The following is a 24,646-nucleotide window of genomic DNA, read 5'->3' as shown; positions in this document are numbered from 1 at the left end:
CCGAAGGTCACAGGTTCAAATCCTGTCCCCGCAATTAATTTCCCTTAGGAAATACCCTTGGAACTGTGGTGTAGAGGCCTAACATGCCTGCCTGTCACGCAGGAGATCGCGGGTTCGAATCCCGTCAGTTCCGCCATTTTAGTAATACACTGTTTGTCGAAGAGCCTTAGAATAAGGCTCGGTAGCTCAGTCGGTAGAGCAGAGGACTGAAAATCCTCGTGTCGGCGGTTCGATTCCGTCCCGAGCCACTTTTAATTGAATAATTTATGCGCCGGTGTAGCTCAACTGGTAGAGCAACTGACTTGTAATCAGTAGGTTGGGGGTTCAAGTCCTCTCGCCGGCACCATTTTTGGAGGATTAGCGAAGTGGCCAAACGCATCAGACTGTAAATCTGCTCCCTTACGGGTTCGGTGGTTCGAATCCATCATCCTCCACCAGTTTTATAGGGGCATAGTTTAAAGGTAGAACAACGGTCTCCAAAACCGTTGGTGTGGGTTCAATTCCTGCTGCCCCTGCCAAATTTTTTTGTCTTTGCGGCGATCGTGGCGAAGTGGTTAACGCACCGGACTGTGACTCCGGCATTCGTGGGTTCAAGCCCCATCGGTCGCCCTTTACTTTTAATGGGGATTAGCCAAGCGGTAAGGCAACGGACTTTGACTCCGTCATGCATAGGTTCAAATCCTATATCCCCAGCCATCTTAATGCGGACGTGGCTCAGCGGTAGAGCATCGCCTTGCCAAGGCGAGGGTCGCGGGTTCGATTCCCGTCGTCCGCTTCGTTATACTTTGGCGCCATAGCCAAGTGGTAAGGCAAAGCTCTGCAAAAGCTTTATCCCCAGTTCAAGTCTGGGTGGCGCCTCCATAATTATATATGCCGGCGTGGCGGAATGGCAGACGCGCTCGACTCAAAATCGAGTGGGAAACCGTGGAGGTTCGAGTCCTCTCGCCGGTATACCAAAAAGAGTTATGAAATTGCTGATATCAGTAATTTCATAACTCTTTTTTCTTTAGATTTTAATCATAATACTGGCTGCAATTTTTAATACATAATAAGTGAGCTAGGGATGAAACGTTCCTCGATGGGACTGATGGCTACTGTCTTTGCGCTGACACAGCTTTTATTATCACCATTGTCAGGAAAGCGGTCTGACCGTTATGGACGCAAAAAGTTATTGGACTTGCGAGTTCCGTTCCTATCTTGTTTGTTGCACGGATCATGGACGGGGCAGGGGCTGCGTTGCCTACCCTTCTATTATGGCCTATGTCGCTGACGTGACCTCGTTTGGAGGAAAGAGGCAAGGGAATAGGTTTGATGTTCATATTAACTTGCCTTATATGGTTGCAGCTATAGTGTTACTGGCTTGTCTCGTCCTTTCACTACGCTCCAAGGAAGCGGGTGAGCAACACCCAACAGCCCGTGGGGCAGAAAAACATAGAGGGTGATAGCCGCAGGTCTGTATGCACCCCCGACTTAGGTCTAGGTTCAAAAACCGTCTGGGGTCCGTTTTGGAGAACTCCAGATCAGCGTACAATAAGGACATAAGCAAGACACAGTGAAAGGCGGTGAGAGATGATGAGAGTTAACAAAGGGAATGGGTTGGCTATTGTACTGATTGTATTGGGTTCGATTATGCTGCTCGGTAAGTTTACTCCGTTTTTCGGTCACTTTGTAGGACACTTGATCGGTTACTTAATCCCGATAGCGATGATCATGTTAGGTTACTACGGTGTGAAAAGAGGAAATGTGGTCTTCGGATGGATCGTACTTGTAATTGGCGTACTCGTTTTACTCGGCAAACTGTCCTGGCTTTTGGGGCCACTGCTGGCAATCGGGTTAATCATATTCGGTGTTTCACTGCTGAGTGACCGCAGAAGACGTTATTAAGATTGATGGACTTGCGGGTGAATGCGAATTACAGAAACGAAAGTATGAAGATATGAAAATACGAAATGTGAAAGGAGCAGACGCAAATGAGTGTTTTTCGTAGAATGCGTGATATTACCGTAGCGACCTTTAATGAGCATTTGGAACAAAGTCAAGATCCGATACAACTGATTGACCAGTTCTTGTATAACACCCGCAAGGATATTGCAGAAGCGGAAAAGCTTCATCAGCAATACGCAGTGCACACAAGACAGATGAAGCAACAGTTGGATCACGCAGTGTCCATGCAGATTAAACGGGAGGAACAGGCGCTGTTGGCTTTAAAGGCTGATGAAGAGCATGTTGCGAAGCTGGCCCTCCAGGAGAAAATGTTGTATGCGGAAAAAGAAGAACAGTACAGAGAACTGTTGGAGCAGAGCCGTGAATCCCTGTGTGAGTTGGAGCAACAGCTGGATACCTTAAAAACGGAATATCAAATGGTAAACAGCAAGCGTCAGTATTATGCGGCACGTGTACAAACGTTGAGACTACAGCAGCAGATGAACGAACGGGCAGGTACATACGGTGGACGAAATGTTCCCCGAATGTTCAACCGCTTGGAAGACCGGGTAGCAGATATGGAAGCAGAAACGCTGAGCCTGCGTGATTTGCGGCGGGGAGAAGGCAGTCAGCTGAATGCCCAAGGCGGTGGATCGCTGCTCGAACAAGAGTGGGCGAGACTGAAGAGTAAGCTGAACAACAGCGGGAAGGAGTAAGTTGATTATGACCCGAATTTACCGATCAAACCGGGATAGAGTATTAACAGGTGTATGCGGCGGTCTTTCTGATGCAACAGGGATGGACTCAACGTGGATTCGTATTCTGGTTGTGATCAGTTTCTTTATTACAGCAGGAACCACGTTTATGATTTATGTGATTGCGGCATTGGTTATCTCCAAGGAGCCGAGATCTCCTTATGATGGAGGATTTGGTCCCAACAGCGGGCCTTACAACCAACAGGACTCACGCTATTATGGTGGGAACAGCACCGGATCGCAGTACGGACCGGGATTTGGCTACAATCAAGGTGGAGCATACGGTAATACGAGCCAATCTTTTGGTCAAGATGCCCGCCATTCATCCCAATTTAACACAGGTCCTAACAGTGATCTGGATTCCATGATGGAAGATATCGAGAAAAAAGCAATGAAAAAAGAGTTGGCAGAGTTACGCAAAAAAGTAGAGCAATTCGAGAAGGGAGATCGTAAATAATGGGAATCTTTAAAAGAATGAAGGACATGACAAGAGCATCGGTGAATGAAGTGCTGGATAAAGTGGAAGACCCGATTATTATGCTGAACCAATATCTGCGCGATATGGAGGCGGAAATTCACGAGGCCGAAGTAACGGTAGCCAAGCAAATGGCAAATGAACGTCGCATGAAACAGCGCTTGGAGGAAGCAGTACGAGTATCTAATGAGCGTGAACAACAAGCAGAATCCGCGTTGCGGAACGGCCAGGAGGAAGTAGCGCGTAAGCTGCTGGGCGAAAAGATTTATTTTGCACAAAAGCAGGATGAGTACCGTGATCTGCACACTCAAGCCGAGCTTCAAGCCAAAGAACTGGTACAACAGCTTCACGATATGAAGGATGAATTCTACAAAATGCGCAACAAGCGCAATGAGTTGGTATCCCGTGCTCAAATGGCGAAGGCGAAAAAGCAATTGTCGCAGATCAACAGTCTGCATACCATTGAAAGCGGGTCTGCTTCGCTGGGCTTCCACCGGATGGAAGAAAAAATTATGCAATTGGAAGCGGAAGCTGACGTGCTGCGTGCCCCTTACCGTCAAGCTCCGGGGGAAGCTTATGTCAACCCGGCTGAGGCTGAAAAACAGTTCAAAGTGGATGAGCAGCTTCAACAGCTCAAATCCAAAATTCAAACGGGTGCTAAACCAGTAGATATCAAGAAGGACTGACTACTCGAAAATAAGACATTATGATATGCTGTATGGAATGGACACTGGTCAATGATCGTGCTCAATCTGTATGATTCGGAAAAGCCATATGGCGGAATGTCGCGCCACTATGGCTTTTCCTTCCGTATAAATAAAGGGGGTGCAGCATGGAGAAAAGGAAATCAGCCTTGGCACTGGCGGGTATCGCAATCGGGATTATCATTTTATTCGGTCAGTGGATTGGGTTCCTCTCCGTGGTTGCACTGATCCTGATGTTGACCGGAATATATAAGATTCGCAATTCCAAGATCAAAAAGGGTTACACGATGCTCGCGATTGGTGCTGGACTGTTGGTGCTGGATCATTTGTTCCTGTTTGTGGTAGTTACACTGGCATCATTAGCTGTATTCTATTCACGTTCAAGAAAGCTGCATAAGGGTCAAAGCTCGATATTCAAACACAATTTCATATCCAATCATAAATGGGATGAAGTGCCGTGGAGCTTGCGCAGCACAAGTATATGGCATGTAGTTGGGGATGTGGACGCCGATCTGACGTTGGCTCTCCCAGAAGAACGTGAATCCGTCATATTTTTGCAGGGAATCTTCGGCGACATTGACATCACGTTGCCGGATAATTACGGTGTAGAGGTGGAGATGTTCGTATTGTTTGGGCAGATTCAGTTTGACCGGGATCATGAGGCAGGTATGCTCAATCGACTGGTTTGGAAATCTCCCCATTTTGAGCAGAGTGAATATAAAGTGAAGTTTGTCGTTTCGTACTTGGCGGGCGATGTCCGCGTCCGATTTTATTGAATCAGGAGGAGCCGGAATGGATCATAAAAAAACGTCCAACATGGTAACCCGCAGTATGGGTGAAGGTATCCTCCTGTGTGTTGTTGTGGGCGTAGTTGTCTTTTATATGCTGTATACATATGGATATGTGAAGTCGTTCCCAACCTGGGGAATGATATTGAAATTTGCAGGAGCCGTTATACTGGTACTGATTGGTACAGGGGCAATGTACGGATTTTATGAGAGCTACCGCTTTAAAAGCAGGCTGGAAAAGCTGCGGGAGACGCTGCTGATGTGGGAAAAGGGGACCCCTGCTCGGGAGCTGCCACCACTGGGGCATGATGAGCTAGGCAGGCTGGGGGAGCAACTGGAGCGAATCGGGAGCAAATGGCAAGAGCAGGTTACTTCTTTACAACGCTTGTCCACCAACAATGCACAGCTGGCAGAACAGGCCAGAGTGACCGCGATTGTCGAGGAAAGGCAACGATTGGCGAGGGAGCTACATGATGCAGTGTCACAGCAATTGTTTGCGATTTCGATGACGGCAACGGCTGTAGGCAGGACGCTGGATAAGGATTTTGATAAGGCGCAGCGTCAGGTTGCATTGATTGAAGAAATGTCCTCGGTGGCGCAATCGGAAATGCGAGCGTTGCTGCTTCATCTACGGCCTGTTTATCTGGAAGGCAAGCGGCTGGAGCAGGGATTACGTGATTTGATACAGGAATTGCAGGCCAAGGTTCCCATGGAGATTGATTTTGAGATGGAGAGCGGAGTACAGTTGGTTAAAGGCATTGAGAATCATTTGTTTCGAATTGTTCAGGAAGCGATGTCCAACACGTTGCGTCATGCCAAAGCAAGCCGTATGGAGATTCGTATCGTGCAACGCACGGATTCCGTTCGGTTAACGATTAGGGATAACGGAATTGGATTCGAGCTGGATGAGAAAAAACAGACTTCGTATGGATTGTCCACGATGCAGGAACGGGTCAGTGAGATTGGGGGAGCTATACAATATATAACAGCCCCGGGGAAAGGGACACGAATTGAGGTATCGGTGCCGGTTTTAAATGATGAAAGCGGAAGGAACGATGATCATGGAAACGGAATTGCCGATTAGCGTACTGCTGGTAGACGACCATGAAATGGTACGAATTGGTCTGGCGGCGGTGCTGGGCACGGAAGATGGCATTGAAGTGGTAGGCGAGGCCGGGAGTGGGGAAGAAGGCATACGACTGGCTACAGAGTACAAGCCGGACGTGATTTTAATGGATCTGGTTATGGACGGTATGGATGGAATCGAAACGACTCGCCAAGTGACACGCTTGCTTCCAGAGACGAAGGTTATCGTACTGACGAGTTATTTGGACGATGAGAAAATGTATCCGGTTATTGAAGCGGGTGCGTTCAGCTATCTGCTCAAAACGTCCCGCGCATCCGAGGTTGCGGATGCGATTCGTGCAGCGGCACGCGGACAATCCGTGCTGGAGTCACAGGTGGCCTCCAAGATGATGAACCGATTTCGACAGCCACAGGCTGAAGCGCCTGCGCATGCGGAACTGACGGATCGTGAAATGGAAGTGCTTCGGCTGTTAGCACAAGGTAAATCCAATCAGGATATTGCGGATGAGCTGATCATCGGGATTAAGACAGTTAAATTCCATGTCACCAATCTTCTCGCCAAGCTGGGAGTGGAGGACCGCACACAGGCGGCAATCTATGCCTACAAAAACGGATTAGCAGAGTAGCGTGTAGAACGGACTGATACTATGAGATACCAAAGAGTGGAGCACTTCTACGCTGTTGAACAGGTTCCACAATTTAAATAGGGAAATACAATGAACCGGAGACTTGTATTAGTTCTCCGGTTTTTTTGCTCTTGAAAACGGTATTTAAATAAGTAAGAACAGAAAGGCGATTAAGGCCAAATCCAGCACAAGTCCAGCTCCGTGTCCATATCCACCATAACTACCATATCCGCGGCCATAGCCTGGTCCACCATTTCCATATCCACCGTAGCTATTTCCGGCAAATCCACGTGTGTCATAGGGAAAGGACGGACTTAAGGGCTCACTGGGAGGTTTGATTAAGCTGTTTATTTTGGCAGAGGAACGTGCTTTGTTTTTAGAGTTTTGTTTTTTCTTTTTGGAGGATATCTTCTTGGCTTCTTGTTTTCCCTTGTTATTATACTTTCCGGCATTGAGACTGTTGGGAAAGGAGGATGGATATCCGTTTAACATCAGCTTGCCTTTGCCACACCCGCTGAGAATACCAACATGTCGTGTTCCGTCATGTAGAACAGCACAGACCAATCGTCCACCATGAGGTGCCACATTGGCTTCATTTACAGGATATATGGGAAACATGATTTCACCTCTTTCTGTATAAGATACATTGTGATCACAGTCTATTCTTACGATGCCTATAACGTATGGTCGAACACCCAGCAGGTAAACGATAATTTTTAAAACGTGGGCTTCTGCGTTTTGCGTGTATAAAATCTCTGGCAACGGGAAAGCTATTGATAGATTGATAGATTCCAAGCCAGCCGAAAAAACGCCAAGAATGTGCCTGTAAGAATCGGATGCTTGTGGAGCGGGAGGAACGACGATGTTAAAAGCAGAGGTCATCAAAAAAGGGATGGTAGCTGTTGCAGTGTTCGGAACGGTGCTGTTACTCGTAGGCTGGCGTTATGGGACGTTTCAAACGACTGAATATGACTCGTATTTCCGCAAGGCAGAAACGGATTTGCGCTCTGTATTGGCTGTCTCGGATACTGCTCCCGGTATACTGGATAAAGTGGTTGTGAAATGGCAAGGTGATTGGACTTCTTACGGTGAAGATCCGGCAGACATGGCGGTCCAGATAGCCGATCAACTAAATATTCCCGCCGTAAACAAGGTAGAGGAAAACGGACACACCGTGTATCGTTCGGTTGGCAGTAGCGGAGAACTAAAAATCCGCTTAAACGTGATGGAGCAGCTAGCTGGTCAATGGTATATGGTCGTTCAACTGGAGAGTAGCAATGCAGGACGTGAGCAGTTAATCCAGCTGCATAAGCTTTGTGCTGCACAATTGGCGACTCTAGGAGTAAAAGCAGTATGGAATACGTCCATTCAGCATTCACTGCATTCAAATGAGCCCGTTAACCAACTGATGAAGCTGACAGAGACACGGTTAGCAGAAAGCTTGTCCATGAAGGCAAAAGAAAGATATACAGATGCGACGACGATAGCTGTATCCTATGAAGCACCGAAGCTGCCTCTGGCGGTTCAAAGTGGTGAGCATCTGGTGCATATGCAGATGGCTGTGCATGAAGATGAGGAGCATCAGGATACACGTATTACGATCGGTTTTCCGCTAATTACGATAGAATACTGACTTATAAGGTAAATTTATGATTCATCGGATAGCTTATCCATGCGGAATATGCTAAAATGTCATCAAATCTTCAGTTTCATGTTTGTCGAAAATCAAGTATGATCTTGTATAAATATACACAATACTACATGCGGATTTCGAGGGTTGTGGAAGCGGAATCTTGTCATGGGAAGAATGAGGTACTTCATGGCTGACATACCTAATAATGAATCTGTTGTGACGCAAGGCGCAGTGTTATTTATTTTTGGTGCTACGGGTGATTTGGCTCGCCGCAAGCTTTTTCCTGCGATCTACAGCTTGTACCGCGAAGGGAAGCTTGGTGAGGATTTTGCCGTTATTGGTGTAGCGAGACGCCCTCGCACAGAGGAAGAATTCCGTAATGACCTGTACGCTTCGATACAGGAGTTTAGCCGCTACAAGGCAGAAAATGATCAAGAATGGCAGGCATTTGCCGAGCATTTTGAATATAAATCACTGGATATCAACAATGTCAAAGGATTTCATGAACTGAGACAGCAGACGGAGACCATAGAGACGAAATTCAGTATTCCGGGGAACCGTTTGTTTTATTTGGCCTTGTCCCCTGAACTGTTTGGAAGCGTATCGAAGAGCCTCAAAGAAGGCGGTATGATGGATGGAAAGGGCTGGAATCGTCTTGTTATTGAGAAGCCGTTCGGTTATAATCTGGAATCTGCGCAAGAGCTGAATGTTGAAATACGCGAAGTATTTGAAGAGGAAGAAATTTATCGGATTGACCACTATCTTGGTAAGGAAATGGTGCAAAATATCGAAGTGATCCGCTTCGCAAACGCCTTCTTTGAACCATTGTGGAATAATAAGCATATTTCCAATGTGCAAATTACGCTTAGTGAAACCGTGGGCGTGGAGGAACGCGGAGGTTATTACGATCATTCCGGTGCTCTGCGGGATATGGGACAGAACCATATGCTACAAATGCTGACGATGATTGCAATGGAACCGCCGAGTCGTTTGCTCCCTGAGGATATCCGTGATGAAAAGGTGAAAGTGCTGCGTTCGCTGCGTCCTTTTGAATCAGCAGAGGATGTGCTGACTAATGTGGTACGCGGTCAGTACACGGAAGGAAGCTATCGCGGTCAGCAGTTGCCGGGATATCGTGAAGAGGACAAGGTTGATCCACAGTCGAGCACAGAGACTTATTTTGCTTCACGCGTATTTGTGGATAATTTCCGTTGGGCAGGGGTTCCGTTCTACATTCGTACCGGCAAACGTCTTCCTGTAAAGACAACCGAGATCGTTGTGGAATTTAAGAGCATGCCTACGAACGTGTATCTTGGTCAAAAGCATAAGCTGGAGCCGAACCTGCTCGTGATCCGGGTTAATCCGATGGAGGGCATTTACATCAAAATTAATGCCAAGAAGCCGGGTTCGGAATCGGATATTGAACCGTTGGCTATGGATTTCTGCCAAAGCTGTATGGTCGGTATCAACTCACCGGAGGCTTATGAACGGTTATTGATGGACGCGATTGAGGGGGACTCTACGTACTTCACGCGTTGGGATGAGGTTGCGACAGCATGGAGATTCGTGGATCGGATCGCCAAAGCATGGCAACAAGCCCCGGATACGCTGGAAACCTATCCTGCAGGCTCATGGGGACCGGAAGGCGCTCACAAGCTGCTGGAGCAAGATGGCTTCAAATGGTGGCCGGTCAGCGGTCAGGATGAAGATAATGTCATCTGGCGGGTAGGCGGCACTCAGTAATCCTGATATTGTTAAGCATCCCCCTACGTCCTGTTCAGGATGTAAGGGGATGCTTTGCGTTCGGAGTGTGCTATAATAACTTAGTCTCAGGTTTTCAGTTTGCAACTGATTATACGTTAAAGGCAGGCTAAAACATGTAAATAGATCGTATTTATAATGAATATGGTAACGGAGTACGCCAAATACTGGATCTAAAGGTAAAGAAACCGATAGCACCGATGAATTTACGAAAACAGGCGTGCATCATGGCCTTTTTATGAATAGCTTGTGTAGGAACGCAATGGATTTGATCATGAAGGGATATGTGAAATGAGTAAAACACTGGATATACTTCAACAGGAAGTCGACAAACGGCGCACGTTTGCGATTATTTCTCACCCGGATGCGGGGAAAACGACACTGACGGAGAAGCTGCTGCTGTTCGGGGGCGCGATTCGTCTTGCCGGTTCAGTTAAAGCGCGTAAAGCAAGCAAGCACGCGACGAGTGACTGGATGGAGATTGAAAAGCAGCGGGGGATTTCGGTTACATCCTCAGTTATGCAATTTGATTATAATGGGCATCGTATTAACATTCTGGACACCCCGGGTCACCAGGATTTTAGTGAAGACACTTATCGTACATTAACAGCAGCGGATAGCGCAGTCATGCTGATTGACGTAGCGAAAGGTGTGGAAGCGCAAACGATTAAGCTGTTTCAGGTGTGTGCCAAGCGTGGAATTCCGATTTTCACCTTCATTAACAAGCTGGACCGTGAGGGACGCAGTCCTTTTGATCTGATGGAGGAGCTGGAGCAGGTGCTCGGCATCCGTTCGGTGCCTATGAACTGGCCAATTGGTACAGGACGTGAGTTGTGCGGTGTCTATGACCGTGTCAAAAATCAGGTCGAGCTGTTTCAGGGAGATGACCATTCCACGATCAAGGTACAAAAAGTGGAGGATTACAATGATCCAATCATTCGCGAAATGGCGGGTGAATATTTGCATGACCAATTATGTCAGGATCTGGAGTTACTCGATGTTGCGGGTGACCCTTTTGACATGGAGAAAGTACAACGCGGGGAATTAACGCCTGTATTCTTTGGTAGTGCGATTAATAACTTTGGAGTTCAAACGTTTCTGGAAAACTTTCTTCAGCTTGCTCCCAAGCCGGAGCCGCGTCGCAGTACAGCGGGGGAAATCGAACCGACGAACGAGAAATTTACTGGCTATGTATTTAAAATTCAAGCAAACATGAACCCGGCTCACCGTGACCGCATCGCATTCCTGCGTATCGTATCTGGTAAGTTCCAACGGGGCATGAGTGTTAAGCATGTACGGATGGGCAAGGAGATTAAGCTGTCCCAGCCACAGCAATTTTTGGCGCAGGACCGCGATATTGTCGAGGAAGCTTTCCCTGGCGATATTATCGGATTGTTTGATCCGGGCATTTTCCGTATTGGTGATTCGCTCAGTCAGGGTAGTGAGGTCGTATTTGATGAATTACCTACCTTCTCGCCTGAGATTTTTGCCAAGGTTACCGTAAAAAATGCTTTGAAGCACAAGCAGTATCTGAAGGGTATTGATCAGTTGACCGAGGAAGGTATGATTCAGGTGTTCCGTACGGTAAGCTTTGATGATACGCTGCTGGGCGTTGTCGGCCAACTGCAATTTGAAGTATTTGAGTACCGCATGAAGGGTGAATATGGAGTTGATGTACAGCTTCAGCGTATGCCATTCCAATTTGCACGCTGGATTGTGGATGATCAGATTGATCCAAGCAAATTCCGTATTAACTCCACGTTGGTAAAGGACAAGAAGGGCAATTATGTCGCCTTGTTCGAAAATGAGTATGCGATGCGGACCGCTATAGAGAAAAATCCTACAGCCAAGTTTTTGGAGATGGCTCCATAAGATTTGGATTTGATAAGCAGGGCAGGAATGAAACCTGTTATTTGATCTGTACAACGAATAGTCCACTCAGTGTTACGGCGAGTGGACTATTTGCGTATACGTGCAGTAGGATGAAGCGGGGTTGAACAAAAGTTTGAAGATAAGACTTAGGTTAGCGGGACGGGCTTGATTTTATCAAGCTGCTCATGTGTCAGGTGGACAAACTCTTGTTGCTGGGTCTGGTTCATGTGTTTCCATGCCACCTCAAGAATGACACCCAATCCGGGCAAAGCGGCCTCTGGTCCATCCACTGACCCGATAATCATATCGGTAAGATCAGCTTCTGATTTGCCGTGAACTTTGTGAACAATGGCTTGTCGTAAATCCAGTGTAATGGGCATGTGGTACCTCCCGTATGTTTGTAATGGTTGTCGGGTGTATTATGGCTTGGGCTGCTGCCCGATATACATGAAGAAGCGTTTGGCATAAGCATACCAAATTTATGTTTTTGGCGTGTTATGCTATACTATGACGGACAGTATGGTGATCGGGAGGTAAGGTAGGAATGGCAAAGAAGCAGTATGCGGTAATTGGTATGGGTCGTTTCGGCTCCAGTGTTGCCACTGCATTGAGCGAAATGGGCTTTGATGTGTTGGCGATCGATTCGGACGAGCAGCGCACACAGGAAATGTCGAATATTGTGACCCACGCGGTATCTGCCGATTCAACGGATGAGGAAGCGTTGCGTGCGCTCGGTATTCGCAATTTTGATGTCATCGTGGTGGCAATTGGCGAAGATATACAGGCAAGCATATTGACGACATTAATCCTCAAGGATATGGGCGTGCCAGCTCTGATCGTAAAAGCGCAAAATGAATTGCATGGGAAAGTGCTGCAAAAGATAGGCGCGGATAAGGTGGTTTATCCTGAGCGGGACATGGGGCTACGAGTAGCCCATCATTTGACGTCTCCAAATATTCTGGATTATATTGAGCTGTCCAAGGATTATAGTATTCTGGAGATGAAAGCGGCGGATTCCATGATAGGAAAAAATCTGAAGGAACTTGATATACGCGCCCGTTTTGGCTGTAACGTGATGGCGATTCGTCGAGATCAGGAAATGAATATCTCACCTTATGCTGAGGATCGGCTGGAGACGGGGGATGTGCTGGTTATTGTAGGTCACAAGGATGACTTAACCAAGCTGGAGCTGGCTTTTGCAGTATAATGTCTGCTTGATGACTTGATGCTCGAACACAAGTGATGCATCATTTATTTTTTAAAGGAACGGACGGATAACGAATGGAAATCATTTCACCAAACAATACACGTGTAAAGGAATGGGCACAACTGCTGGAAAAAAAGCATCGTACCCGCCAGCATAAATATATCGTCGAAGGCGTTCATCTGGTGCAGGAAGCGCTGCGTTCGGACGCAGCTGTCGAAAGTGTTGCCTATGATTTGGACAGGGGCATTCCTGCCGAGCTGAATGGCTTGGACCAAGCTGACCAGCCGGTGGAATGGATTCCCGTGTCGGCGGCGGGCATTGCCAAATGCACCGATACGAAGACACCGCAGTCCGTCTTTGCTATCGTGCGCAAGGAGGAGCGTGGCGCATTCCCGGCGTTGCTGGAGCAGGCGGATGCGCTGGTGATGGTGCTGGACGGGGTACAGGACCCCGGCAATGTAGGCACCATTATTCGTAGTGCCGACGCCGCCGGAGCCGCAGGCGTCATTCTGGGTCATGGCTGCGCCGACCTGTATAACCCAAAGACGATCCGTTCTACGATGGGATCGCTTTTTCACCTGCCCGTGATTGAGGGCAGTCTGGAGGAGCTTTTGCCGCAGGCCAAAAGCAAAGGTGCCCGACTGATCAGCACCTCGCTGGACGCAAAGCTTTCGTGCTATGCCGTTGATTTGCGTATTTCTGCTTGGCTTGTCATTGGCAACGAGGGGCAGGGTATTTCCGCGTCCACCGCACGTATGGTGGATGAATCGGTGTTCATTCCGATGCAGGGGCAGGCGGAATCGCTGAACGCAGCGATGGCCTCCACGGTGCTGCTTTTTGAGGCGATGAGACAGCGAAGCTAGTGGAAATAATTATATATTTGTGGGTTATAACATTAAGTGAGACTGTTTATACCATCTAAATGAGACGGTCAATGTCCCCGAAAACCCAGGTATCGGACAATCCTACAATAGGTTAACCGAGTGGGAACAAGTTATCAATTCAGCCAAGAATGGACTACCAAAGTTAGAGACGTGAGCAGCAGATGATGTGCTGAATCAATCAAATCAGCCTTGAATGATTAGATATGCACCTAATGAAATACCACTAGACAAGTTGTATCGTTGAAAGTTCTTTACCTTGGTTGATGACGGTAAAGAACTTTCAATGAGATTCGAAGGGGTTACCTGTGAGAGCGCTTCCTTTTCCCGCTCCGGCGCAGTTCGGCATATTTCTGCGTGTTTGTCCCATATATTTTCCTCCTTAGGCTCAGATCTCGTTCAATCAAGAATGAGGGTTGACACCTGTATCGGGAACAAATATAATAAGGTTAATTAAAACATATGAACAGTTGATCATATGTTTATATAAATTAAATTCGTTTTTTTCAAACTGTAAAGAGAGGGAATGAAAAGCTGATCGAAACAGGAAAGGTATTATGACAAACCATTCAATTTGTTTAAGGAGAGGATAACGATGTCCGCACACAATCACGATCATGACCATGGACATAACCATGACCATGGTCATACCAACAATAAAAAAGTACTCCTGATTTCATTCTTCATTATTACGGCGTATATGATTATCGAAGCGGTTGGAGGAGTGATTACCAACAGTTTGGCTCTACTTTCCGATGCGGGTCATATGTTGTCCGATTCCATCGCTTTAGGGGTGGCTTTGCTTGCATTCACATTTGGCTCCAAAGCTGTAAACACAGGGAAAACATACGGCTACAGGAGATTTGAAATTTTAGCTGCAGCCCTTAACGGTGTTACGTTGATCGGCATTTCACTCTACATTTTTTATGAGGCGATTGAGCGGTTCATGAATCCTCCAGAAGTAGCCACCTTTGGTATGTTGATTATCAGTTCCATCGGATTGCTTATAAATCTGTTGGTTGCGTGGATTATGATGCGTGGAAGTGACACCAAGGAAAACCTAAATATGCGCAGTGCCTATTTACACGTGCTCAGTGATATGCTGGGGTCAGTTGGCGCCATTGCCGCAGCTCTTATGATGATGTTCTTTGGCTGGGGCTGGGCAGATCCGCTTGCTAGTGTCATTGTCGCGGGACTTGTTTTACGCAGCGGTTACTTTGTCACGAAATCGTCCTTGCATATTTTGATGGAAGGGGCGCCTAAAAATGTTGATATGAACGAAATTGTTAATTCGATTCGAAGGGTAGATGGTGTTAAGGGAGTCCATGATGTACACATTTGGTCCATTACAAGCAGCATGAACGCTCTTACTGCTCATGTTGTCGTTAACGGAGACAAATCGATCTATGAAACCGAAGTGATTCTAAAAAAAATCGAACACATGCTGAAACACAAAGAAATCTGGCATGTGACCTTACAAGTTAAGTCCGAACGGCATGCTCACGATAGCTCGATTTTATGTACCGTCAAAGCCGATGCGCCGGATGCGCATGCTCATCATCACCATTGATGGACACGGAATCATCAACATCAACCGCTGTAGACGAATTGAATTTATTCCCCCACAAGCGGCCTCTCCACTCCATAGTGTGATGAGGCTGTTCTGCTTTTTATGGAAACGAAGTCAATCAAATCAAGATGACTTCTATAATGAGTTTTTAATAAAAGATGTCTGGCCTACATTCAAGTTCGGAACTAATTCTTACTAAAATAGTATCTCAGTGTAATAGAAAAAGTACTTTTATCCTACTGGATTGTTATAAAAATTAAGTCTCAATGGATGGAAGTTATAACCCATACTACTGCAAGTATTACGGCAGGATGGCAAACGAGCCGGAGCTGCTGTTTCGCTTGCTGTTTTTGCAGATCCTATACAATCTCTCGGATGACCGAATGATTCAGGAAGCCCAAGTGAATCTGGCTTACAAGTGATTCATCGGGATTAATCCGGAGGATCCGCTGATAGATCGAGTTTGACCTTAGCGATACGTTCAAGAAATGGATCAAGCGCAGGCAGATCATTGAACACAAAAACGTGGAGATGAAGAGATTCCACGGTATGGATACAGCCAGGTACCAGGGGCTCTTTCGCATGCGATTACAAGCCTACCTCACCGCGTTCGTTGTAAACGCGAAACGGAGGTGAAGCTAATAGAGCAAAAGCAGCCCATCCTCGGGTAGAGGATGGGCTGCTTTTTTCGTCTCATCATATCCATTTTCCAGTCTGAGCCCTCACAACTATATAAGCGAGGGTTTGCAGGACTCTCCTAATTCGGGGCTGTTTACAGGTGCTGTAATGAATTTAAGTTCTGATATATAAAGAATAGATATTAAAACGTTGACTAAATTCGATTTCATAAGTATAATTCAATTAATTGATTTAATAATTGATAAGTTGATTGAGGAGGATTATATTATGGGAGCAGTATCTTTAACAAAACAGAATTTCGAATCGAACATTAAAACCGGAGTGACACTAGTCGATTTTTGGGCACCGTGGTGTCCACCTTGTCAAGTGCAACTTCCAATCGTGAACGAGCTAGCTGATGATTTAGCTGGACAAGCAACAATAGCCAAAGTCAACGTTGATGAAGAAATCGAATTGGCTTCACAATTTGGAGTTAGAAGTATTCCTACGTTACTCTTATTTAAAGATGGTAAATTGGCTGAAACAATGGTGGGGGTCAATCAAAAGCAAGCTCTTAGAGAAAAAATTCTAGGATTGCTTAATTAACAGAGTATTCAACAAATCCATTTTTGTAATAATCATTGAAATACATGTGAAGAGAACGACGGATTTGGATTTTTCTGAACCGTCGTTTTTTTTACATAATTTATTAAGTTAATTCTTGAGCTAGAACCAAAATGAACGGAAAGTAAATGTTAACCCGAAAATCTAAGATATTGCAACAAAGAGGAGGTTCCAATGGAAAGTAGATGTTCTGAATCGGATATTAAAGAACGTTTATATCAGCAATTCGCTCGAATTGGGAAATGTTTATCCAGTGACAAAAGACTTGAGATTATGGATCTCTTATCAAACGGACCAAAATCTGTTGAAAGTTTGGCTACACAAACTGGTATGAGTGTTGCGAATGTATCCCGTCACTTACAAATTTTGCTGGAAGCGAAGTTGGTCAGATTTAACAAGAAAGGTACTTACGTCATATATAATATTAGTGATTCATCTGTAACTCATTTTTTGTCCTCTTTATGGAATTTGTGTGAGGACAGACTCTCTGACATAAAACAGATTAAAGATGAGTTAAAAGGGCAATATGTAGGTGTTCAAAGTATCACAAAAAACGACCTATTGGCAAAAATGAAGCAGGATAACATGGTTCTCATAGATCTTCGACCAGTTGAGGAGTATAAAACATCTCATATCCCAGGTGCTATTTCTGTACCTTTAGAGCAGTTGGAAGAATACCTGAAAACATTAAATAAAGCTGATGTAGAACTTGCTGCATACTGTCGTGGCCCTTATTGCTCTCTTGCATCCCAAGCTGTTGATTATGTTCAAAAACAGGGCTTCACAGCGTATCGAATAGAAGAAGGAGCTCGAGAGTGGAATGCTTACGATGGAGAATGAGAAATTTTAATAAAAGATGCAAGTGGAAAATATAGTACTTTTAACATTTAAAGTTCGATTTAGAGAGTTGATAATGCTAAAATTTAATCATTTAATTCAGCTGTTCAATTGATTTTAATGATTTAACTTAATGTGTCAGAATGGAATAGAGTAGAAAAAAAGTAAATTAGAACAATATTACATTGAATATTATTGGATCTGTAGCCATTCAGTTCCGAATAACATACAGTAAGGTGGGAGATTAATGATAAATGTCCAAGAAATAACTTCAGTGAATGAAATAGATACGTTTATCCAAAATAACAGATTAAGTATGCTATATATATCTCAAGATAATTGTAATGTATGTCATGCAATTTATCCCAAACTAAAAGAATTACTCAACAACTATCCAGAAATAAAACTTGCGCATATAGATGCTAGTCAGGTAGAGGCGGTTGCAGGCAAATTTTTGATTTTTACAGTTCCCATGATCATCTTATTTTTTGATCAAAAGGAATATCTTCGTGAAGGACGGTTTGTTCAGTTTGAACAATTAGAAGCACGATTAGAACAGTTGTACAATGCGGTATAAATTCTAAGGTAATATTCATTTGGAACAGAAGCAAACTCCGTAATGAAAATAATTAATTCAAATATACAATTAATTAATTGAAAGTTTGACCCGTTTAAACTATACTAATGGAGAGTTCCATATATTAGAACTAAGGAGGTTTATTCATGAAGAAAATGAAAGCCATGCAAATTCCAGCTGCAGGAGAAAAAATGCAGTTAGTTGAGGTGCCGGTTCCGCAGCCGGCAGAAGGGCAAGTATTGCTCCGCGTTGAAGCTTGCGGCGTATGTAATGGAGATTCAATGGCCATGGGCGGTGCGGCGTCAGCATATCCCCGCATTCCTGGACATGAAGTGATAGGAATTGTTGATGAGCTTGGATCAGGCTCGTCAAAATGGAAAATTGGAGAACGTGTCGGCATTGGATGGCATGGGGGACATAGCCATGTGACCGGATTAACAATGGACGGTGGATATGCTGAATACATGGTTGCTTATGAGGATAGTTTGTCCAGTATTCCAAATGAAATTTCGGCAATGGAAGCTGCTCCACTAATGTGTGCTGGAGAAACGACCTTTAGTGCCATCAAAAATAGTAAAGCTCGCCCTGGTGATCTGGTAGCGATTCAGGGGATTGGTGGACTGGGACATCTTGCCGTTCAGTTTGCAAGCAAAGCCGGATATCGCACCGTGGCTATTTCACGAGGAAATGATAAAGAAGCTCTCGTACGTGAACTTGGAGCCCATCACTACATTGATTCGGCTAAAGAAGATCCGGCTGAGGCATTACAAGCATTAGGCGGTGCTAAAGTCATCCTGGCAACTGCACCTAACGCGAAGGCCGTTTCCTCTCTGATCAACGGGTTGGGTCAAGACAGCGAGCTCATCATTGTGGCAACTTCCACTGATCCACTAGAATTGTCAGCGATGGACTTTTTGAAAGGACCTAACACGGTCAAAGGTACGTTAACAGGCGGAGCGGAAGAAATCCAAGCGACGATTAATTTCAGTGTGCTGACGGATGTTCGCCCCATGATTGAGACATTCCCATTAGATCGTGCTAGCGAAGCATACGATAAAATGATGTCAGCATCGACTCGATTCCGTGCTGTCCTGAATATTTCTGAGTGAAGATATAATCCTGTGGGTAGGTAGCCTACGACTCGCGGGTTAATAGAACCACTTGTTCAATTTGGACAAGTGGTTTTTCTAATGTACTGTAGGATTTACCATACGCCTGTAATACTAAAGATACTGCGTTATGTCGAACTTCGCTCAACTAATTTGTATGTTAAAGTGTTTAGCCTGTTTTTGGTGTTATTCAACCTATTTTGCAAAATAAGAAATGCATTCTCAGCTTGCTGGTCGATAGGATAGTCAATCGTTGTCAAATCGAGCAAGTGAGCCACCTCCGTATTATCGAAGCCCATAATCCCCAAATCTCCCGGAATGGAAAATCCCAATCGACGCAGGGCTGTCATAAGACCAGCTGCCACTTCATCATTGGCACAAAAAATAGCATCAGGTCGGTCTTCCTGCGATACCCACCATTTAGCAAGCTCCTCCCCATCACGAACTAAAGTTTTATCTTCGAAATGAGGAAATGGATACGCCATGAGATTGTGTTTCTTAACGAATTCTGTATGGGCACGAATGCGTTCCTTTGTATTTAGTCCTTTGGACATCGGATATATGCTAAGTATTTTTCGGTAACCTTTGGAATGAAGATATTCAAGACCTGTCCAATAGGCATGAAATTGATCCATAAAGACAGAAGGAAGATTCTCGTTTTGAAGACGTTGCCATATAACAATGGGGCCATACCGGGCATAGGATTCAATGACATCCCATTCATTGGACCGTATCAAACACACGATAGCATCTAATTGCTTCCGTTTTAGCATTTCCAGGGCGATAAGCTCCTTTTCAGGTTCTCCATTCGTGATAAAAAGAGTGATGATAAATCCGTTTTTCTCAGCAAAAAGAGTGAATGCACGAACAAAATTAATAATAATGGGACTAAAGGCGACCGTCATTATTCCAATCTGACGAGTTTCACCTTTTTTTAGAGAGATCGCATTAGCATTGGGGACATAATCAAGCTCCTCGATAATTCCTAAAACTTTTTGTCTGGTTAAATCACTTACGTAGCCGTGTTTATTAATTACTCGTGATACAGTTGCTGTGGATACTCCCGCTAAGCGAGCAATTTCTTGAATATTCGCCACTTCTAACCACCTCTTAAGAGAAATCATATCATGTTTCCTAAGCAGCCACAAAGCAGAAAAGGAAGACATTCGGAGCACGATTTTTTTGCTTGACATGTAATGCAATACATAAATTACAGTGCAAATATTGTTTGGAGGAGGTGGTATGGCCAATCTCACTGGTTCTAAGCGGTGACTCGGCCAAAGCTTTGTTGGATGAATTACTTGAGGCTCATATAACAGTATTTACCGCAGTTTCACCGGAAAGAGTCAATCCATGTATCTTTAAAGTTTGTCTTAACTAAAAAGGACTTCAGAGCCTATTAATATTGGTCTTGAAGTCTTTTAGTTAAGAATTGGAGAAATTAATTGTTCTTCGTCTGTTCTTAGAAGTCAGCTTAATGTAACTGAAAATGTTCTTGCCACTCATTCAAGCCCTCTTCCATGCGAAAAGACCTAAAGCCTTCAGATTGTAATTTCTGAGTTGCCAGAGCTGAGTAGACACACAGTGGGCCTCTGCAATATGCGATGATTTCTGTGTTTTTCGGTATCTCTTTTATTAATGCATCTAACTCTTCCATCGGCATCGAAATTGCTCCCGCAATATGATCCATGTCATACTCTTCTTTAGGACGTAAATCCACCAAAATTATTGAGTCATTATTAATCTTCTCCCTAACCTCATCCATCGTAAGCGTTTGAACGGTATCAAGATTGCTTAGGAAATCATCTTTCATTCTACTTATGTCAGGAATCTGCTTTTCACTGATTCGCCATAAAGAGGAAAGAAATTCGATGATTTCTGGATCAGCCAAAGAATAAATCACATATACTCCTTTTTTTGTGAATTTAACCAGTTTTGCATCGAGCAGAACTTGAAGGTGGCGGGATACATTCGCAATATTCATGTCTGTGCAGGTAGCTATTTTTTCTACGCTTCTAGAACCATTGGATAGCAAATTTAAGATCTCAAGGCGCTTATCACTGGATAAACATTTTCCGATTCTAGCCAATTGTTTGTAGAGATCTTCCTTTAAAATTTTCGCAGAGTTCAGCATATCTTCCATTATTGTCAACCTCTATTCTTGTCGTATTATAAAAACGGGAATCCCCAATTTCAATTCTCAAAAATTGACTCTAATCACGAAATCGAGCTCTTGGTCATTCAATTAAATATTAAAATTTTAACATGAACATCCCGAGTGGAGTCAAGTCAAAAGGACCTCCGCAACATTGAGTCGCGTAATGCACAGCTTACCCCAGAGACTGCTAAGTGACCAAACAAAGTGAAGATCATTCAGGAGAATTATGAGGACGAGTTGCGGCTAGCCCATTTCTAGCTGAGAAGGGACAGTCTTTACATCACTTATAAACGCCCACAAATATAATTTTCTACAATGCGTGTGTCTCATTTGCAATTATTTTCTATCCGTGTGTTGACGAACAGATATAGCAATGTTATAATTCGATTAATCAATTGAATATTAAAAAAAGCATGGTTATAAACAACTGTAAAAACTAACTGTAAAAACTAACTGTAAAAACTATCGAATTTGGAGGGATGAATATGTATAAATCTGTAATTGTTGGAACTGGTCCAGCAGGATTGACCGCAGCGATCTACCTGGCTCGTGCTAATATGCATCCACTCGTCATTGAAGGACTTGAACCAGGAGGACAGCTTACAACAACAACTGAAATTGAGAATTATCCTGGATTTCCAGAAGGAATAACGGGCCCTGAATTAATGGATAATATGCGTAAGCAAGCGGAACGCTTCGGGGCTACATTTATTAACGGTTGGGTAAAGACGGTAGATTTGGAAAAACGGCCGTTTAAACTGGAAGTGGAGGGCAAAGGTGAAATCATTACTGAAACTCTGATCATTTCAACCGGTGCCAGTGCGAAATATTTAGGAATACCAGGCGAAACAGAAAATGTAGGCCGGGGAGTTAGTACTTGTGCCACTTGTGATGGGTTTTTCTTTCGAAATAAGGAACTCATTGTAGTGGGTGGAGGCGATACTGCATTGGAAGAGGCAAACTTTCTAACACGATTCGCTTCCAAAGTTACTGTGGTGCATCGTCGAGAAGAACTGAGAGCCTCAAAAATTATGCAAGATCGCGCTCGTTCAAACCCTAAAATTGAGTGGGCTTTAAGCAAGACCCCTCTTGAGGTTGTTGCGGGAGAGCGTGGAGTGACAGGATTGAAAGTCCGGAACAATGTTTCAGGCGAAGAGGAAATCCTACATGCAAACGGTGTATTTGTAGCCATCGGCCACCATCCGAATACTGACTTTTTAAAGGGTCAAATTGAAACGGATGAGAACGGCTATATCGTTACAGTACCCGGCACATCAATGACAAATGTTCCAGGTGTGTTTGCTTCTGGAGATGTACAGGATACTCGCTATCGTCAAGCCATTACTGCAGCAGGCACTGGAGCCATGGCGGCCATGGATAGCGAGAAGTTTATTGATTCTTTGGAAAATAATTAAAACGTCGTTAACCAATAGAACGTTTTTAAGCTTCTCGGAATCTAAGGATTTTAGTTTTTAGTGACAAGTACAAGTATTGAAAATATGGGAAAGGAGCATATTAGAAATGCCAAATCAAAAAATTAATATGAATACGGTTTGGTACAAAGACGCGAAAGGTATTGGTCGCATAAAAAGCGACAATTTACAAACTCAAATTGCTATCCCTGTTCCTAAAGGGGGAAGTGGAGAAGGTGCTAATCCACAACAACTCCTGATGTCCTCAGCCACTGCTTGTTATGCTCTGACACTAGCGTACATGCTCGATCGCAAGAAAGTACCTGTTGCCGGGTTCTTTATGGACACAGAAGGGAACATAGCTAAAGGGGATCAACTTAGCATTACACATCGTCCGCATGTTGTTTTATCCTCGAGTGCATCAAAGGAGGATATCACTGTGGTGGAAGCATTAATTCTCCAAGCCGAAAAAAAATGCCACATTGGTCACCTGCTTGTAAAAGCGGGTGTGCCCGTAGGTACCGAGGGTAAGGTGTCGATTGATGCTGGAGATGATCTGACAAGTAACTATATTGAAAAACATCAAATGGAATGGTAAACCCATTCTTTTATAAAAAGGAGATACTAAAATGAAAAAAGTTTCCTCCAAATCAGAATTTGATACAGCTATTCGTTCCCCAAAAATTACAGTTGCTGTTTTTAAAGCCGACTGGTGCCCGGACTGTAAATTTATTGATCCATTCATGCCTGAAGTTGAAGAAAAATTTGCGAATGATTTGGATCTCATCGAGGTGGATGTAGATCATGTAGGGACTGTAAGTGAAGAACAGAATATTATGGGTATTCCAAGCTTTGTAGCCTATGTCGACGGTAAGGAGCTTACCCGATATGTCAATAAGCTTCGTAAATCACGCGAAGAGATTGAACATTTTCTGCAAAGTGCTATTGAGGTATATAACAAACGTTCATAAGGATTTTGTGCTAATTGGGTTTCTCTTTATTTGTGAAGGCTTGTCAATTCAATATAGAAATTAATTACATTGGATGAACCAAAGGAAGGTAAGAAATAATGAATAAGAATGAAGTATACGAAATCTTAATGAATCACCGATCTATCCGCAGTTACACGGATCAGCCAGTCAGCGAGCAAGAACTGACACTAATCATGAATTCTGTGCAAGCAGCTCCATCCTCTATTAATGGGCAGCAAGTGTCTGTCATAAGCATTGAGGATCAACAAACCAAAGAAAAAATCGCTGAGCTGACTGGAAACCAGCCATGGGTAGCACAAGCTCCAGTGTTCCTATTGTTTTGTGCTGATTTTTTTAGAGCGAAAATTGCGGCAGAATTGAACGAGGAACCCTTGGTTATTACCGAAGGCATGGAGTCCATCTTAGTAGGAGCGACTGATGTTGGACTGGCAATGGGCAATGCAATTGCTGTAGCTGAATCATTAGAACTAGGTATTGTGCCGATTGGAGGAGTGAGAAACCGGCCGCTTGAATTAATTGAGTTGCTTGGGCTTCCTGAATATGTATTTCCTGTGAGTGGACTGGTTGTTGGACATCCTGCTAATCCCTCTGCGAAGAAGCCACGTTTACCTCAAAAAGCAATTTGGCATAAAGAACGGTACAACACCGACTTAGAAGGCCTTATTAGAGAATTTGATCAAACGATCTCTAACTATATGGATAAACGTACAAATGGAAAAGAAAAAAGAGGTTGGAGTAAAGAAATATCCTCTTTTTATAACCACATTTATTATCCTGAAGTGAGAAAAATGTTGGAGCAGCAAGGATTCGATTTCAAGTAATTCTTAGGCTAAACAAGCCCTAAGCCAAAGATGGAGCAGATATCTGCTAATACACAAAGGTCTACGTTATAAAATGACAAAAATAAAACTTGGAGGTTTTTTTATGAATAATTCTCAATCTGTTGCAGCTCTTTTTAAACCATTCGAAATGGGTAATCTCAAACTATCTAATCGTATTATAATGGCACCTATGACTCGAAATTTTTCTCCAAATGGA

Annotated in this window: 26 protein-coding genes, 10 tRNA genes and 3 pseudogenes; 35 read left to right on the top strand and 4 right to left on the bottom strand. The window is 44.2% G+C overall.

Annotated elements, in window-relative coordinates; genetic code table 11:
• Window positions 1-59 precede the first annotated feature (59 nt).
• From L696_RS0127850 to L696_RS0127770, 18 genes and pseudogenes are all read left to right on the top strand, one after another.
• Window positions 60-136, top strand: a tRNA-Asp gene (locus L696_RS0127850).
• A gap of 39 nt (window positions 137-175) precedes the next feature.
• A tRNA-Phe gene (locus tag L696_RS0127845) sits at window positions 176-248 on the top strand.
• 22 nt (window positions 249-270) lie between these two features.
• Window positions 271-346 (top strand) — tRNA-Thr (locus L696_RS0127840).
• 5 nt (window positions 347-351) lie between these two features.
• Window positions 352-437 (top strand) — tRNA-Tyr (locus L696_RS0127835).
• Window positions 438-444: 7 nt separating this feature from the next.
• Window positions 445-518 (top strand) — tRNA-Trp (locus L696_RS0127830).
• Between the two features lie 18 nt (window positions 519-536).
• A tRNA-His gene (locus L696_RS0127825) sits at window positions 537-609 on the top strand.
• A gap of 12 nt (window positions 610-621) precedes the next feature.
• Window positions 622-696: transfer RNA gene (locus L696_RS0127820), tRNA-Gln, on the top strand.
• A 7-nt stretch (window positions 697-703) separates the two neighbouring features.
• A tRNA-Gly gene (locus tag L696_RS0127815) sits at window positions 704-775 on the top strand.
• A 12-nt stretch (window positions 776-787) separates the two neighbouring features.
• Window positions 788-861 (top strand) — tRNA-Cys (locus L696_RS0127810).
• 11 nt (window positions 862-872) lie between these two features.
• A tRNA-Leu gene (locus L696_RS0127805) sits at window positions 873-951 on the top strand.
• A gap of 97 nt (window positions 952-1,048) precedes the next feature.
• A pseudogene (locus tag L696_RS32565) lies at window positions 1,049-1,314 on the top strand (MFS transporter); the annotation flags it as partial.
• 258 nt (window positions 1,315-1,572) lie between these two features.
• On the top strand, window positions 1,573-1,884 hold the full coding sequence (locus tag L696_RS0127800) for a LiaF transmembrane domain-containing protein (protein WP_025686559.1): 312 nt from the start codon (window positions 1,573-1,575) through the stop codon (window positions 1,882-1,884).
• Between the two features lie 86 nt (window positions 1,885-1,970).
• Window positions 1,971-2,639 carry a PspA/IM30 family protein gene (locus L696_RS0127795; protein ID WP_025686558.1) on the top strand — a complete coding sequence of 223 codons (669 nt, stop codon included), beginning with the start codon at window positions 1,971-1,973 and terminating at the stop codon, window positions 2,637-2,639.
• Between the two features lie 7 nt (window positions 2,640-2,646).
• The gene (locus L696_RS0127790) at window positions 2,647-3,135 is read left to right on the top strand and encodes a PspC domain-containing protein (protein WP_025686557.1); all 489 of its coding nucleotides are present in this window, start codon (window positions 2,647-2,649) and stop codon (window positions 3,133-3,135) included.
• Complete coding sequence (locus tag L696_RS0127785; RefSeq protein ID WP_025686556.1) at window positions 3,135-3,839, top strand: PspA/IM30 family protein; 705 nt, start codon at window positions 3,135-3,137, stop codon at window positions 3,837-3,839. The genes L696_RS0127790 and L696_RS0127785 overlap by 1 nt, the downstream gene beginning before the upstream one ends.
• A 146-nt stretch (window positions 3,840-3,985) precedes the next feature.
• Window positions 3,986-4,633: a cell wall-active antibiotics response protein LiaF gene (gene liaF, locus L696_RS0127780; protein WP_025686555.1), complete on the top strand. Its 648-nt coding sequence runs from the start codon at window positions 3,986-3,988 to the stop codon at window positions 4,631-4,633.
• Window positions 4,634-4,649: 16 nt separating this feature from the next.
• Window positions 4,650-5,729, top strand: a complete 1,080-nt coding sequence (locus tag L696_RS0127775; RefSeq protein WP_025686554.1) for a sensor histidine kinase — start codon at window positions 4,650-4,652, stop codon at window positions 5,727-5,729.
• Complete coding sequence (locus L696_RS0127770) at window positions 5,707-6,357, top strand: response regulator (protein WP_025686553.1); 651 nt, start codon at window positions 5,707-5,709, stop codon at window positions 6,355-6,357. The genes L696_RS0127775 and L696_RS0127770 overlap by 23 nt, the downstream gene beginning before the upstream one ends.
• A 144-nt stretch (window positions 6,358-6,501) precedes the next feature.
• Here the strand turns inward: L696_RS0127770 and L696_RS0127765 are convergent, their stop codons facing one another.
• Complete coding sequence (locus L696_RS0127765) at window positions 6,502-7,152, bottom strand: hypothetical protein (RefSeq protein WP_245233462.1); 651 nt, start codon at window positions 7,150-7,152, stop codon at window positions 6,502-6,504.
• 67 nt (window positions 7,153-7,219) lie between these two features.
• Between L696_RS0127765 and L696_RS0127760 the strand changes: the two genes are divergently transcribed.
• From L696_RS0127760 to L696_RS0127750, 3 genes are all read left to right on the top strand, one after another.
• Window positions 7,220-7,990 carry a YwmB family TATA-box binding protein gene (locus tag L696_RS0127760; protein ID WP_025686551.1) on the top strand — a complete coding sequence of 257 codons (771 nt, stop codon included), beginning with the start codon at window positions 7,220-7,222 and terminating at the stop codon, window positions 7,988-7,990.
• Window positions 7,991-8,176: 186 nt separating this feature from the next.
• The gene (gene zwf / locus L696_RS0127755) at window positions 8,177-9,733 is read left to right on the top strand and encodes a glucose-6-phosphate dehydrogenase (RefSeq protein ID WP_025686550.1); all 1,557 of its coding nucleotides are present in this window, start codon (window positions 8,177-8,179) and stop codon (window positions 9,731-9,733) included.
• A 309-nt stretch (window positions 9,734-10,042) separates the two neighbouring features.
• Window positions 10,043-11,623, top strand: coding sequence for a peptide chain release factor 3 (locus L696_RS0127750; protein ID WP_025686549.1), 1,581 nt, complete (start codon window positions 10,043-10,045; stop codon window positions 11,621-11,623).
• Window positions 11,624-11,769: 146 nt separating this feature from the next.
• Here the strand turns inward: L696_RS0127750 and L696_RS0127745 are convergent, their stop codons facing one another.
• Entirely contained in the window at window positions 11,770-12,003 is a 234-nt protein-coding gene (locus L696_RS0127745; RefSeq protein WP_025686548.1) for a small acid-soluble spore protein SspI, read from the bottom strand.
• A 164-nt stretch (window positions 12,004-12,167) separates the two neighbouring features.
• Here L696_RS0127745 and L696_RS0127740 point away from each other — a divergent pair, with 164 nt between their 5' ends.
• The 9 genes and pseudogenes from L696_RS0127740 to L696_RS0127700 all read left to right on the top strand — a co-directional run bounded on the left by L696_RS0127740 (window position 12,168) and on the right by L696_RS0127700 (window position 19,046).
• Window positions 12,168-12,830 (top strand): potassium channel family protein, encoded by a 663-nt coding sequence (locus tag L696_RS0127740; protein WP_014277969.1) that lies wholly within the window; start codon window positions 12,168-12,170, stop codon window positions 12,828-12,830.
• A 74-nt stretch (window positions 12,831-12,904) separates the two neighbouring features.
• On the top strand, window positions 12,905-13,693 hold the full coding sequence (locus L696_RS0127735) for a TrmH family RNA methyltransferase (RefSeq protein WP_025686547.1): 789 nt from the start codon (window positions 12,905-12,907) through the stop codon (window positions 13,691-13,693).
• 613 nt (window positions 13,694-14,306) lie between these two features.
• On the top strand, window positions 14,307-15,281 hold the full coding sequence (locus tag L696_RS0127725) for a cation diffusion facilitator family transporter (protein WP_025686546.1): 975 nt from the start codon (window positions 14,307-14,309) through the stop codon (window positions 15,279-15,281).
• 287 nt (window positions 15,282-15,568) lie between these two features.
• A pseudogene (locus tag L696_RS30070) lies at window positions 15,569-15,700 on the top strand (transposase); the annotation flags it as partial.
• Window positions 15,701-15,737: 37 nt separating this feature from the next.
• A complete protein-coding gene (locus tag L696_RS32855) occupies window positions 15,738-15,917 on the top strand; it encodes a transposase (RefSeq protein ID WP_081750809.1) in 180 nt (59 codons plus the stop codon).
• A 270-nt stretch (window positions 15,918-16,187) separates the two neighbouring features.
• Window positions 16,188-16,505, top strand: a complete 318-nt coding sequence (gene trxA / locus L696_RS0127715; protein ID WP_025686545.1) for a thioredoxin — start codon at window positions 16,188-16,190, stop codon at window positions 16,503-16,505.
• A gap of 192 nt (window positions 16,506-16,697) precedes the next feature.
• Window positions 16,698-17,363 (top strand): ArsR/SmtB family transcription factor, encoded by a 666-nt coding sequence (locus L696_RS0127710; protein ID WP_025686544.1) that lies wholly within the window; start codon window positions 16,698-16,700, stop codon window positions 17,361-17,363.
• A 244-nt stretch (window positions 17,364-17,607) separates the two neighbouring features.
• The gene (locus L696_RS0127705; RefSeq protein ID WP_025686543.1) at window positions 17,608-17,937 is read left to right on the top strand and encodes a thioredoxin family protein; all 330 of its coding nucleotides are present in this window, start codon (window positions 17,608-17,610) and stop codon (window positions 17,935-17,937) included.
• Window positions 17,938-18,083: 146 nt separating this feature from the next.
• On the top strand, window positions 18,084-19,046 hold the full coding sequence (locus L696_RS0127700; protein WP_025686542.1) for a zinc-binding dehydrogenase: 963 nt from the start codon (window positions 18,084-18,086) through the stop codon (window positions 19,044-19,046).
• A gap of 128 nt (window positions 19,047-19,174) precedes the next feature.
• Here L696_RS0127700 and L696_RS0127695 read toward each other — a convergent pair whose 3' ends face one another.
• Window positions 19,175-20,143, bottom strand: a complete 969-nt coding sequence (locus tag L696_RS0127695; RefSeq protein ID WP_025686541.1) for a LacI family DNA-binding transcriptional regulator — start codon at window positions 20,141-20,143, stop codon at window positions 19,175-19,177.
• Between the two features lie 377 nt (window positions 20,144-20,520).
• Complete coding sequence (locus L696_RS0127690; RefSeq protein WP_025686540.1) at window positions 20,521-21,189, bottom strand: ArsR/SmtB family transcription factor; 669 nt, start codon at window positions 21,187-21,189, stop codon at window positions 20,521-20,523.
• Between the two features lie 500 nt (window positions 21,190-21,689).
• Between L696_RS0127690 and trxB the strand changes: the two genes are divergently transcribed.
• The 5 genes and pseudogenes from trxB to L696_RS30770 all read left to right on the top strand — a co-directional run.
• Window positions 21,690-22,619 (top strand): thioredoxin-disulfide reductase, encoded by a 930-nt coding sequence (trxB, locus tag L696_RS0127685; RefSeq protein WP_025686539.1) that lies wholly within the window; start codon window positions 21,690-21,692, stop codon window positions 22,617-22,619.
• Window positions 22,620-22,725: 106 nt separating this feature from the next.
• On the top strand, window positions 22,726-23,214 hold the full coding sequence (locus tag L696_RS0127680) for an OsmC family protein (RefSeq protein WP_025686538.1): 489 nt from the start codon (window positions 22,726-22,728) through the stop codon (window positions 23,212-23,214).
• Window positions 23,215-23,245: 31 nt separating this feature from the next.
• Window positions 23,246-23,587, top strand: coding sequence for a thioredoxin family protein (locus tag L696_RS0127675; RefSeq protein WP_025686537.1), 342 nt, complete (start codon window positions 23,246-23,248; stop codon window positions 23,585-23,587).
• 98 nt (window positions 23,588-23,685) lie between these two features.
• Window positions 23,686-24,429, top strand: coding sequence for an NADPH-dependent oxidoreductase (locus tag L696_RS0127670; protein WP_025686536.1), 744 nt, complete (start codon window positions 23,686-23,688; stop codon window positions 24,427-24,429).
• Window positions 24,430-24,532: 103 nt separating this feature from the next.
• A pseudogene (locus L696_RS30770) lies at window positions 24,533-24,646 on the top strand (12-oxophytodienoate reductase); the annotation flags it as partial.

The organism is Paenibacillus maysiensis (assembly GCF_000520815.1).
GTDB lineage: Bacteria > Bacillota > Bacilli > Paenibacillales > Paenibacillaceae > Paenibacillus > Paenibacillus maysiensis.
The sequence above is the reverse complement of the archived record's forward strand: the minus strand, read 5'-3'. Positions and strand labels throughout refer to the sequence as shown.